This window comes from Rhizobium sp. BR 315 (assembly GCF_050577975.1).
GTDB classification, from domain to species: domain Bacteria; phylum Pseudomonadota; class Alphaproteobacteria; order Rhizobiales; family Rhizobiaceae; genus Rhizobium; species Rhizobium miluonense.
The window spans coordinates 35,354-46,980 of record NZ_JARWKZ010000007.1; the positions used below are offsets into that span (position 1 = coordinate 35,354).

Below are 11,627 nucleotides of genomic sequence, written 5' to 3' on the forward strand. Positions count from 1 at the left end.
GGATGAGCGGGCATGGAAAGAAAATTGCTGCATGGGCAATGGCAACAGGTCGAGAGCGATATCGCAGAAGATATTTTGACCGGCCGCCTGTCACCCAAGGCGCAGCTTCCGACGGAGGCGGATCTGATGGAGCGGTTTGGTGTTGGCCGCCATACCATCCGGCGCGCGATTTCACGGCTCGAGAGCCGAGGGCTCGTGTTGGTGGAGCAGGGCCGTGGAACCTTCGTGAGAGACAGCCGCCTCGACTACCGCCTGTCCGAGCGCACGCGGTTTTCCCAGAACCTGCTGGATCAGGGCAGGGAACCGCTTGGGCAAGCCATCCACGAGGAGGTGGTTCCTGCCTCGGAACTGATTGCCGAGGCCTTGCGGCTTCCCCACGGCGAGCCGGTCTACCACATTGTCAGGCGCGGCTTCGCTGACGAAGAGCCGATAAACTATTCGCACGCCTACTTTCCCGTGCGCCGCTTCCCAGGTTTCGATGAGGCACGACGCAGCGGGCGAAGCGTGACACTTATTCTGGCTGAGTACGGCATCCCCGATTATATCCGCCTGCGCACGGATATTATTGTTCGCTTGCCGACAAATGAGGAGGCAAAGCAGCTATGTCAGTCGGCATCGCAGCCGGTGGTCGCGCTCAGAAAGGTGGATGTGGACCTCAAGGGCACGCCGATCTCCTATTCCGAATCTATATGGCCAGGTGAACGTGTGCAGTTTTCCATCGACAATACCAGCCAGCTTCTGGATGTGCTCGCGCGTGGCGATGTGATCTGAACAGATCCACGCCGCGCACCTGCTTCTGAGACGTTAGGAATGATGTTTCCGTTCTGACGTGCTAACATAATAATCTCTCAGGCGTGCGGGGGATGGTGGTGATGCTGGAGACGGACAAGGTATTCGCCGGCTCGATACCGGAAGACTACGACCGCTACATGGTGCCGCTGATTTTCGAGCCTTACGCCGCGGACATTGCGCGGCGTGCAGGCTCCCTAGCGCCGACAGCCGTCTTGGAGATTGCCGCAGGCACCGGGGTCGTCACCCGCGCATTGGCGCCCAAACTGTCTCCCAGCGCAAGCTATGTCGTCACCGACCTCAATCAGCCGATGCTCGACTATGCGGCTTCGCGGCAACACCCAGACAGCCGTATCACATGGTGGCAAGCGGATGCTCTGGCGCTGCCGTTTGAAAATGCGGCCTTCGATCTCGTTTTTTGCCAATTCGGCGCGATGTTCTTTCCCGATCGTACGGCTGCCTATCGCGAAGCAAAGCGCGTCCTGAAGCCGGGAGGACATTTCCTGTTCAATGTGTGGGATCGCATAGAGGAGAATATATTTGCGGATGACGTGACGAACGCGCTCGCCAGGATTTTTCCAAACGACCCGCCGCGTTTTCTGGCGCGCACGCCGCACGGCTACCACGATGTGGAAGTGATCCGTAGTGATCTCGAGCGCGCCGGTTTCTCTGATGTCGTGATCGAAACGAGAGCCGAAGAGAGCCGTGCGTCCTCGCCGCGCCTTCCGGCTCTTGCCTATTGTCAGGGAACTCTTCTTCGCAACGAAATCGAGGCCCGGGAAGCGGGGAAGCTGGTGGCTGCGACCGACTATGCCGAAGCGGCGCTCGCAGAGAGACATGGCGGCGGCGAGGTTGCTGCCAAAATTCAGGCGCATGTAATCCTTGCTGTTACTTAAGGGCGGAATATCCTGCTCCGCACTTGGCAAGATCTAACAGCCTCTGGTCAACAATCTGCCCCACCTCTGAAGGATTAACGGGGGGATAACTATACTTCAAAGCAAAGCCGCCAATTTATACGCTCGGCGACAAGTTGTTATATCGTAGGGCGTACGTAATAGGGATCCGAGGGAATAGATACTGGGATTTCTGGTGGAGCCTTATCGAACAATACCCGGTGGTCCGGCTGCCGGCATCAAGGCCGGAACGTCGTCCGGAAAGATTCCCAATCTTCAGGTTTTGCGTGCGCTCGCGGCCTTTGCCGTTGTGGCTGCCCATGCCATGCATGAGACTGCAAGTCTGGCTGACGTGGCAGGGCGCGTGCCCCTCGATGGATCCACATGGAATCTCGGCTTCGGTGTCGACATATTCTTCGTCCTGTCGGGATTTATCATGACCCATACCGCCGCTGCCGAATTCGGCAGGAGCGGTGCGCCGCTGCGCTTCTTCCTGCGTCGGTGCGCGCGGGTCATCCCGCTTTACTGGCTGTTGACCAGCGTCCTGCTGCTCGGTGCCGCCATTGCACCTTCGCTGCTCAATGTTCCGATCGGCGGCATCTCGCATGTGTTGGCATCGTACTTCTTCATTCCCTCCGGCCGTGGTGTGGATGAAATCAGGCCCGTACTCGCTCTCGGCTGGACCCTGAACTACGAGATGCTGTTCTACGTGTTCTTTGCGTTGGCGCTTATCCTGCCGATCCGGCTCGGGATTTTCTGGCTGTCGGCACTGATGATAGGTTTGGCGCTCATCGGCAACCTGGTCGATCCGCAGCAGGTACAGCTGGCTTTCTGGATGAGCCCCATCATTCTCGAATTCCTGTTCGGCGTCTATGTGGCGCTGATCTTTCGCAGCGGGCGGCGCATCGGCGGTGGGGCGGCACTCGCATTGATGGCTGTCGGGCTCCTCGGTTTCGTGCACTTTTCCTCCGCCTGGGATGACGCAGCCCTGCCACAGTTCCTGCGGAGTGGCTTGCCGGCCGCGTTGTTCGTCCTCGGTGCCGCAATCGGGCCTGCGCTGCCTTCCAACAGGCTGGTCTTGTTGGGTGTCGCGCTCGGGGACGCCTCCTACAGCCTCTATCTTTCTCACCCTTTCATCCTGCGGCCGCTGCGCGCCATCTGGGCGAAGTTCGTCGGCGATCAGCTTCCTCTCGGTCTTTTTGTTGCCTGTGGAGCCATCGCCGCCGCTATATTTGCACTCGCGCTCTTCAGATTTATCGAAAAGCCCTTGACTGCCTTTGTGCAAGGCTTCACGCGCCGTTTCGAACGGCAGAAGCCTGTGAGACCGGCGAGCGCCTCAGGTATCGACACGGGAAGCGCCTAACAGCAGTGCTTAGGCGGCAGGCAAAGAGGTGTCGCTGAAATAGCGATCCGGTGCTTGCTTATTGGGGCCGCTTGATCGCGATAACGCCCTGACATCCTTCATCGCGACCTCGGCACGTTCGCGTTTCTTCCAAATTAATCTGCCCATTCGGGGTCGGTTGTGAAGGCGATCGTCAGCCAGCGATCCGGGCTTTCACCGCCGATCGCTTCGCCGATCTCGTCGCGGATCTGATCCCATTCCTCCAGCTTTTTCGCCGGCCCATCCTTCGGGACGATGAAATAGAGCTCGATCTGTTTGCCGCGCCCGACGCGGGCGACATAAGAGCGATAATAGTCGAATTTGTAGCGATGGACGACGTCAGCGGCGACGCGGTCGACATGTTCCTTCAGGGCTGCCGGCGTCACGAGCAATATGTCCGCGAATGCCTGCTTGATCGTTCCGAGCGGCATGGGGATGACGACGAGGCATACGATGGCGAGCGCCACCGGGTCGACATAGGGCGACATCCATTGCAGCGTCGTTCCTTGAATGGCGAAGCCGAAGATGAAGGCGAGGAGCAGGGCCGCGCTGAGGCTGCCGGTCATGACCCAGGCTTTTGCGTCAAGCGCGATGAAATTGGAGCCGAGCGTCTTGTTCGCTCTTCTGGCATAAGCTGCCATGAGAAAGGCAATGATCATCGTCAGCACCGCATAGACGATGGCGTGATCGAAGGAGAGGTGCCTGCCGCCCGCCATGATGCTGCCGATGGCGTTGATCAGCGCATAGATGGCGGCGCCGGTCAGCAGGATGCCGTTGAGGCCGAGGACCATGGGTTCCAGATGCCAGAAGCCCATGGTGAAATGTTTGATGAACCTGCCGGTGTTTGCGCTGTTCGTTGCCGCGGCAATAATCAGATTGGAAACGATCAGCGCGACGATCGTCATGATCGCATCCGTCAGGGCATAGACGCCGTCGAAGACGATGGCGTAAGAACCGGACAAAAGCCCGAAGACGATGCCGGCCGCCGCAAGAATGAATGTCACGATGATGGATATACGCAGGACGCTTTGTTCAGTGATCACTCTTCTGTCCTCGGGAGGGATGCCCAGCCTAATGATTCAAGCAATATCATAGTATACGGCGGGCTTTGCGGTATCATGCAAGCTGATGGAGCAAGGGGGCGAATGGGGGCACTAAGCACTATCGGGGCTCCCGCTTTCTTGCGCTCTGCCCCTGTTGTCGAAATTCGCTGGGCGTAACGCCAGCTAGCTTCTTGAAGTCGCGCGCGAAATGGAAAGGGTCGGGATAGCCGCATCTGGCAGCTATCCTTCCGATCTGATCTTCAGTGACCACGAGCAGCCGCTTGGCGGCGTTGACACGCTCGTGGCGCAGCCAGTCGAGAGGCGTCGTCCCCATTCTCTGGCGGAAGCGGCGAAACAGCTGCGCTTGGCTCAGATTGGCCGCATCGGCAAGTTCCGCCACGTTCCAGGAATGCGAGAGATCCGCCCGTACCATTTCCACGACGCGCTGCAACCGCTGCACCGCGCTGCTGAGATCGCCGCCATCGGCGCGCTCGGATATCAGCGCCGAAATCAGCTGGGCGAGTAAGGCAAAACATCGGCTGTCGGCCAGAAAGCTGCTTCCTTCCACTTCGCTCAGAATATTCTCGAACAGCGGCTGCAGATTGTGTTGGGTCGCCGTTTCAAAGACCGGATTCACGCCCACCTCAAGGCTGTCGAACAAGGTGTCCAGTCCGTGCCCGACGAAACCGAGCCAGAGATAGGACCAGTGGGAGCAACGCAGCTCGCAGCCATGCGAATAGAGCATCGAGGAATCGAGCCATGCTACGGTTCCCTCCGGCAGCAGATTGGCTCGCCCGTTGATATCAAGCACGCCTTTCCCGCTGAGAGTGAGGATCAGCGTGTGCTGGTTGAAGCGGTGGGCGATCGGCGTTTCCGTGGGCGTGCAGATCCGCCGTCCGGCGGCACGAAGCGAATAGGGCAAAGCGCGAGATAGGCGGCCCGGCGTTTGGAAATGGACTTCATCGAGAGTGCGGATTTCCGCCGGGGCTGCATCGTCGGTCATGATGATTGGACTGTATCCGAGGATGAGAGTTTTATCCATATGGCTGCGGTTTGCATCCATGTCTTTCTGTCTGGAGAGCGGCTATTCTACGGTTCTTGAACCGGAATAGAGGAGATCCAGGTGATGACGGCGAGCCCCGTATTTGATCCGCTCTCACAGGCATTCGCAGACGATCCCTATGCATCCTATAGCGAGCTGCGCGCCAGCCCTGGCCCGGTCTACTACGAGCATTTCGACATATGGCTGCTGTCGCGCTATCAGGATGTCGCTGCGGCGGCGGCCGACAAGACGCTGGTGCGTTCGATGGAGTTCTTCCTCTCCCCCGAGGAGGTAGAGGAGGAGAAGGTTCGCTTGAACTGGCACGACATGCCGAACCATTCGCGCTTCGTGCAGTTCAGCCTACTGGATTCGGATGGCGAAACGCATGACCGCCTGCGGCGCAAGGTCTTTCGCGAATTTACCCCGGCCCTCGTCGCGCGTCAGCGCGGGATGATCCAGGACTTCGTCGACCGTTTGCTCGGTCGCCTGCTTGAGGTCGGAACGATCGATTTCGTCGAGGATCTTGCTTCGCAGGTGCCCGGCCATATCATCGGCTCGGTGCTGGGTGTGCCGGATGAATATGCGGGGCAGCTGCGCAAATGGTCTGAACAGGTCGTGCAATATTTCGACGTCGACCGCAGTGCCGAGCGCAAGGCCATTGCCGAGCGCGCAACGACCGAGTTCTACGAACTGCTCAAGGAGCTCATTGCCGATCGCGTGCGCAATCCGCGCGAAGATCTTCTCTGTCGGCTGACTGAGGCTTATACGGGCGGCGAGATGACTGAAGACGAACTCGTTTCCACCTGCATGCTGATCCTGATGGCGGGCCACGGCTCGACGATCGACGTGCTTGGCAGCGGAATGCATGCGCTGTTGCAGTATCCCGATGCCCTGGGCAAGCTCAGAGAGGCGCCGGCTGTCATGCCGACCGCCATTCAGGAAATGTTCCGGTTCGAGTCGCCGCTGCCGTTCTTCCATCGCTATCTGACTGAAGACAAGGTCATTGCCGGAAAGAGCCTGCCGAAGGGCACCAAGGTCGGCTTGCTCTATGGCGCAGCCAACCGCGATCCCGAACAGTTCGAAGCGCCCGATCGGTTCAATATCGAGCGAACGCCTAACCGGCATCTGGCCTTCGGCGGCGGCGCGCATTTCTGTCTCGGCAATCATCTTGCCCGGCTGGATATGGAGATCATCTTCTCGACCCTGCTCCAGCGCACCCGTTCCATCGAATTGCTGGACGAGCGTCCTGCATACAAGCGCGGGCTGTCGGTTCGCGGGCCTCAGCGCCTCAACATCCGTCTTATTCCCGCCTGAACGGGTTTATCGAAAGCATGGAGAATGCAATGAGTGAAGTCGTGTTCGTCGATTCCGCCGGTCGTGAGACGCGTGTGAGTGCGGAAAATGGCGAGACGCTGATGGCTGTCGCCGTCAGAAGCGGTATCGATGGCATCGTGGCGCAATGCGGGGGAGCCCTGGCCTGCGGCACCTGCCATTGCTACATCGATCAGCGCCATCTCGATCTCCTGCCTCCGCCTTCGGAGGAAGAGGCTGACATGATCGAGTTCGTGATGGAACCGAAGGCCAACAGCCGCCTCAGCTGTCAGCTCCTGATGAGTGCCGCCACTGACGGCATGCGCGTTATCGTCCCCGATAGCCAGCACTGATATCCGGGATCTCGGTTCGCCGAGATAGTCTCTTTGGATTCGACCTTCATTATCGAATGATTGCGCCGGCTATGATGCCGGCGCAACGACTATCGGCCTGCCGTCGATGCCGGCTCCGAGGCCAGCAGTTCCGCATAGTGGGCGCGGGCGACATCCGGATGAGAGCGCAGCCGGCTCTTGAGCTGATTCTGGCCGACTTCGCGGAAGATCGGATTAAGGGGATCGACTGAAATGCCGCGCTCGGCACGTTTCAGATCCTCCGGCAGCTCGATAACGGGGATCGTCGCGTCCGGGCGGGAACCAAGGAAGAAAGCAACGGAAAACCGCTCGACGCCTGCAGGCGGCGCGATCACATCATGCACGTCCGCCCGCACGAAGCCGTTCGTCGCAAGCTCGAGCAATTCGCCGGTGTTAATGACGAAAGTGCCGGGAACCGGCGGCGCTTCGATCCAAACGCCGTCTTCGGTACGCACACGCAGGCCGGGCGTCGTGTCCTGAAGCAGCACAGTTACGAAGCCGCCATCCTTGTGGGCACCGACCCCCTGGTCGGTTTCGGCGACGTCCCGGCCCGGATAGCGGATGATCTTCAGAAGCTGCGACGGCTGAGGCTGATATATGTCGGCAAAGACGTTTTCCGGCTGACCGAGGGCCACGGCGATGGCCTTCAGCACATCGATGCCGATCCGCGTGACTTCCGCCTGGTAGGCGAGCAGCAAGGGCTTGAGTTCCGGCAAGGCTTCGGGCCACTGGTTAGGGCCCTGCAGCCGTCGCCATGCGGGCGTGTCCGGGCCGATCTCGGCAGGTGCGTCCTCGGTGTTGATATCGAGCTGTTCGCGCCAGTCCTGCTCGCCGCGCGTCCGTTCCTGGCCGGCCCTGTTGTAGCCGCGGAAATGCGGCGATTTCACCATTTCGATTTTGAGCTTCTCTTCAAGAGGAAGCGAAAAGAAACGCTTCGCCGTCGCCACCACATCCTCGATCAGCTTCGGATCGACGCCATGGCCGGTCAAATAGAAGAAGCCATGATCGTGGAGCACGCTGCGCAATTCGCTGATAAAGGCTTGCCGCTCGTCCGGCGAGGCATGGAAGCGGGAGAGATCCAAGGTCGGCAGCGATGCTTCGACGGGCGTCGTGTGAACGGTCAATGAGATATTTCCTCTTTCAAATTGCCTTTGCCGCCTGTTCCGAGGCGACGATGAGGTCGTTATGTGCGCGAAAGGCGCATCCGGCCTCGCGGCTCCGTCAGGCAAGGCAAAACGTCCTGACGATTAAGCTGAGGCTAGGGCTCATTATTTGCCAAAGCAAAGAAGATCGTCTCAAAGATTGCCCGTCTCTTGGAATGGTTTTTTGCTGCCGCTACCCTTGGTGGAGGTGATCGCGACAGGACGTTCATGGGCCTCATTCGACGAGCATGTCGCCTCAGAGGCGATTTGTGATTTCCATGCAGGGGCTACCCTCGCGTGATCGCCAGAGCGATGGTCTGCGTAGAGGCTGAGCTTCCGTGCTTGCTACTCGGCTAAGTAAGCAGAGTGGCAACGCGGCCCGCTATCATCGCAAGCGAAACGGCGCCGGCGTCGGGATGGCCGAGGCTTCGCTCTGCAAGCGGGCGGGCGCGCCCAAGCTTGGGCGTAAGCTGCGTCGTCGCATCCGTCGCAAGCTTGGACACCGATGCCGCGTGCGCCCAGGCGGTGGCCAAAGATCCGCTTTCAGCGAAGCTCTTTTCCAACGCATCTACGAAAGGGGAGAATGCATCGACCAGCGTCTTGTCGCCGATTTTCGCGCCGCCCAATCGCATCACGCTATCGAGCGCCTGGCGGGCACCCTTGACGACAGCGCGGCCGTCGACGGCACCGTCATCGCTGAGCGCGCTGCTCCAGGATCGCAGGAGAAGTCCCCAGATCGCGCCCGACGTGCCGCCGGCGCGGTCGGCCCAGGCATCGCCTGCCGCCGCCAGCACGCTCGCCGTACCTGCGCCAGCAGTGCTTGCCGCTTTGGCGGCTTCCAAAGCCGCTGCGGCGCCCCGGGCCATGCCTTGACCGTGGTCGCCATCGCCGGCGCGAGCGTCGATCCGGCCGAGTTCCTCTTCGGCCTCATGGAGCAGCACGGAAATCTCTGCGAAGATGCGGGCGATGCAAGCGCCGCCGCGCTGGCCTTCGGCATCGGCTGGCGGATAGGTCGCCAGTCCGTCCTCGTCGACCAGAATGTCTGTTGCCGACGTGGTGGCAATCGCCGCGCCGCGGCGCAAGACCGGGGTGTCGCAGGCCGCGGTCCAATAGCGCTCGAGCTCGTCGTCCAGGAAGATGAGCGTCAGCGAGCAGCCCTGCATATCCAGGCTGGTAACGAATTCGCCGGCCTCGGGGGCGACGATTTCCAGGCCGGCTTGTTCCAATCGCGCCGAAATAGCCGTCCAGAGTACGAAGAGTTCTTCGTATTTCGTGGCGCCGAGGCCGTTGAGGATGGCGCCGACCTTCCGCGCATCATTTGGACGTTCCGGCAGAAGCTTTTGCGTCAATAGCGCTGCGAGATCGCTGGCACTCACGATCGTTTCTTCGCTGATGCCGGGTTCGCCGTGGATGCCGAGGCCGAGGGCCATCTTGCCGCGCGGTACGGTGAAGAGCGGGCCGGCAGAGCCGGGCAGGGTGCAGCCGTCGAAGGCCACGCCGAAGGAGACGGTGCGGGCATTCGCATGCCGCGCCAGGCGCTCGACTTCATCAAGCGAAAGTCCCGCTTCCGCCGCAGCGCCGGCAATCTTGAAGACCACGAGATCGCCGGCAACGCCGCGGCGCTTTGCCACGGTCTCGGCGGGAGCGCTGGCGACATCGTCGGTCACCGCCACGATGCGCACATCGATACCTTCGGCCCGCAGCCGCTCGGCTGCCACGCCGAAATTTAAAACATCGCCGGCATAGTTGCCGAAGCCGAGCAGGATGCCTCCACCGCGATGCGCCTTTCGGCACACTCGGGCAACGGCTGCCGTCGAAGGGGAAGCGAAGACATCGCCGGCGACGGCCGCATCGGCAAGGCCCGGCCCGACATAGCCGGCAAAGGCCGGATAGTGACCCGAGCCGCCACCGACGATGACGGCGACCTTGCCTTCCGGCACCGATGTCGAGCGGACAACGCCACCCTTTACCAGGCGGACGAAGCGGCCATGGAGCGCGGCAAAGCCCGCAAGCGCCGTCGCGGCGAACTCTTCCGGGGCGTCGAAGATCGTGGTCATGCGTTCAATCCTTGTCAATGCGGCGGGACATGCCGCAGATAATCACGATTGCTGGTGCTGAGGGAATGCCCGCTGCCGCCATGGTGACAGATGTCCTCATGCATTTCCGGCGAGGCTTCGGTGTCGAACTCTTTGATATGTTGGCCGAGCCCGCGAATGCGCGCAACCGCCTTGTGCCGGATTATCGGGTCGAGTGGAGCGCGGTTTGACGAAACCGACCGCTCGCTACGTTGCAATCAAGCCAGTCTGCACGTCGCGGTCAACTGTTCCGATAGTCAGGCCGTGTTGCGGCGGACAAGGTGCTGGACGCCGGCGGGCATGGTTTCGATAAGAGTTTGCAACGGCGCGGGCTGCAGGTCGAATTGGGTCAGGGCGGCCCGCGTCGGCAGCGTCCAGCGAAACTCGAGGTCGGCACTGCCGTCCTTGACCCGATGCACGATTTCCCTCTCGTGGAAGGGTAGCGGCTGGGACAGCTCCGCCTCATAATAGAACCCGACCTCGTGAACACGCCGTCCCACGAATTCGAAGAAGTTCTCGATGACGAAGCGCAGTGATCCGATCGTTGCCCGACAGCCGATCTCTTCCTCGATCTCGCGCGCCAGTGTTTCGGCACCCGCCTCATGAAACTCCACCCGGCCGCCGGGCAGGGACCAGAACGCGTCGCCGACCGCGCGGTGAATGAGGAGGTGACCGTTGGAGCGGATCAAGGCGCCTGCCCGCAGTTGGAAGCGTGAAATTCCGGCATCCATGACAATCATGGTGCGCGCATTATCTGTCATCGATCGGCCCTCCTGGTGGTTCGCGACAAGATCGTACTGTCCGAAGAATTGACATCGGCCCTGTATTTGGAAACGGTGTGATGATTGGAGATGCACTTTTCCGAAGTGATTTGGAAAGGCATTTCTTTCCTGGCCCATCCTCGACAGCAGAATTGGTTTTGGAAATGCGTTTCGTGAATCCAATCCCCTTCGTGAGTGATATCGAGCGCTGAAACGATCACGATGACCATGAGCCAATGGAGGCATCTACCGCGATAGTAGGTATCGGGTGGCTGCCGTGTCTGCTGCGGTCGCGGCGGCCGCGGAGACTGGCCTCTCCGTTCACCTTCTCGCGAAAGAGCCAGAAACATCGCGATTGGTTTCGAGGTCGGAATGCCGCCCTCGGATATGTTGATCGCCAGAGCTCCGATGCGGTCCCCGCATCGGGCCGCCTGAGCTTCACTGTCCGGTTTTGCGTGTCGTCTGGCTGTATCCGCCCGAAATCGGCAGAATCTCGCCACTCTCTGTATGTGCCGGCGTGGGCGCATCTGTGCTAGGAGTTTTAAGACAGATACCGATTTCGTGCCCCTCGACGCGGAAGAAGGCGATTCCTCCGTTTTCGAGAGCCAGTCGCAACTGTGCTTCCGTTGCCCGATGCAGGCTGTGGCGATCGCCCTCATAGTCGCGGATCGTGCTGCGCGATACACCGGAGCGGTCGGCGAGGTCCATCTGAGTCCAGTCGAGAAAGCCTCGGGCCGCTCGACAGAGCGCGGGTGTTAAAATCATCGCCATCTTACCTTGACGTGCAGTTTAAACCTGCCCATATTGGTCAATATCTAT

Annotated in this window: 11 protein-coding genes and 1 pseudogene; 6 read left to right on the forward strand and 6 right to left on the reverse strand. The window is 60.4% G+C overall.

The genetic code is table 11. From position 1 onward, the window contains the following. Positions 1 to 12 precede the first annotated feature (12 nt). From phnF to QD409_RS10250, 3 genes are all read left to right on the forward strand, one after another. On the forward strand, positions 13 to 771 hold the full coding sequence (gene phnF / locus QD409_RS10240; RefSeq protein WP_092844706.1) for a phosphonate metabolism transcriptional regulator PhnF: 759 nt from the start codon (positions 13 to 15) through the stop codon (positions 769 to 771). Between the two features lie 101 nt (positions 772 to 872). After that, positions 873 to 1,685: a methyltransferase domain-containing protein gene (locus QD409_RS10245; RefSeq protein WP_430762622.1), complete on the forward strand. Its 813-nt coding sequence runs from the start codon at positions 873 to 875 to the stop codon at positions 1,683 to 1,685. Positions 1,686 to 1,878: 193 nt separating this feature from the next. Beyond that, positions 1,879 to 3,045, forward strand: a complete 1,167-nt coding sequence (locus QD409_RS10250) for an acyltransferase family protein (protein ID WP_430762623.1) — start codon at positions 1,879 to 1,881, stop codon at positions 3,043 to 3,045. Between the two features lie 134 nt (positions 3,046 to 3,179). Here QD409_RS10250 and QD409_RS10255 read toward each other — a convergent pair whose 3' ends face one another. Then, complete coding sequence (locus QD409_RS10255) at positions 3,180 to 4,103, reverse strand: cation diffusion facilitator family transporter (RefSeq protein ID WP_430762738.1); 924 nt, start codon at positions 4,101 to 4,103, stop codon at positions 3,180 to 3,182. A gap of 121 nt (positions 4,104 to 4,224) precedes the next feature. Next, positions 4,225 to 5,109 (reverse strand): AraC family transcriptional regulator, encoded by an 885-nt coding sequence (locus tag QD409_RS10260; RefSeq protein ID WP_430762624.1) that lies wholly within the window; start codon positions 5,107 to 5,109, stop codon positions 4,225 to 4,227. Between the two features lie 123 nt (positions 5,110 to 5,232). Between QD409_RS10260 and QD409_RS10265 the strand changes: the two genes are divergently transcribed. Continuing rightward, positions 5,233 to 6,462, forward strand: coding sequence for a cytochrome P450 (locus QD409_RS10265; RefSeq protein ID WP_430762625.1), 1,230 nt, complete (start codon positions 5,233 to 5,235; stop codon positions 6,460 to 6,462). Positions 6,463 to 6,491: 29 nt separating this feature from the next. Then, positions 6,492 to 6,812 (forward strand): 2Fe-2S iron-sulfur cluster-binding protein, encoded by a 321-nt coding sequence (locus tag QD409_RS10270; protein WP_430762626.1) that lies wholly within the window; start codon positions 6,492 to 6,494, stop codon positions 6,810 to 6,812. 89 nt (positions 6,813 to 6,901) lie between these two features. Here QD409_RS10270 and QD409_RS10275 read toward each other — a convergent pair whose 3' ends face one another. Then, positions 6,902 to 7,954 carry an isopenicillin N synthase family dioxygenase gene (locus QD409_RS10275; RefSeq protein WP_430762627.1) on the reverse strand — a complete coding sequence of 351 codons (1,053 nt, stop codon included), beginning with the start codon at positions 7,952 to 7,954 and terminating at the stop codon, positions 6,902 to 6,904. Between the two features lie 371 nt (positions 7,955 to 8,325). Next, positions 8,326 to 10,029, reverse strand: a complete 1,704-nt coding sequence (locus QD409_RS10280) for a dihydroxyacetone kinase family protein (RefSeq protein ID WP_430762628.1) — start codon at positions 10,027 to 10,029, stop codon at positions 8,326 to 8,328. 29 nt (positions 10,030 to 10,058) lie between these two features. Here QD409_RS10280 and QD409_RS10285 point away from each other — a divergent pair, with 29 nt between their 5' ends. Then, positions 10,059 to 10,238, forward strand: a complete 180-nt coding sequence (locus QD409_RS10285; RefSeq protein ID WP_430762629.1) for a hypothetical protein — start codon at positions 10,059 to 10,061, stop codon at positions 10,236 to 10,238. Positions 10,239 to 10,304: 66 nt separating this feature from the next. Here QD409_RS10285 and QD409_RS10290 read toward each other — a convergent pair whose 3' ends face one another. Together QD409_RS10290 and QD409_RS10295 are read right to left on the reverse strand one after the other, a co-directional pair. After that, on the reverse strand, positions 10,305 to 10,808 hold the full coding sequence (locus QD409_RS10290; RefSeq protein WP_430762630.1) for an NUDIX hydrolase: 504 nt from the start codon (positions 10,806 to 10,808) through the stop codon (positions 10,305 to 10,307). 537 nt (positions 10,809 to 11,345) lie between these two features. Next, positions 11,346 to 11,579 (reverse strand): annotated as a pseudogene (locus QD409_RS10295) (helix-turn-helix transcriptional regulator); the annotation flags it as partial. Positions 11,580 to 11,627: the final 48 nt, after the last annotated feature.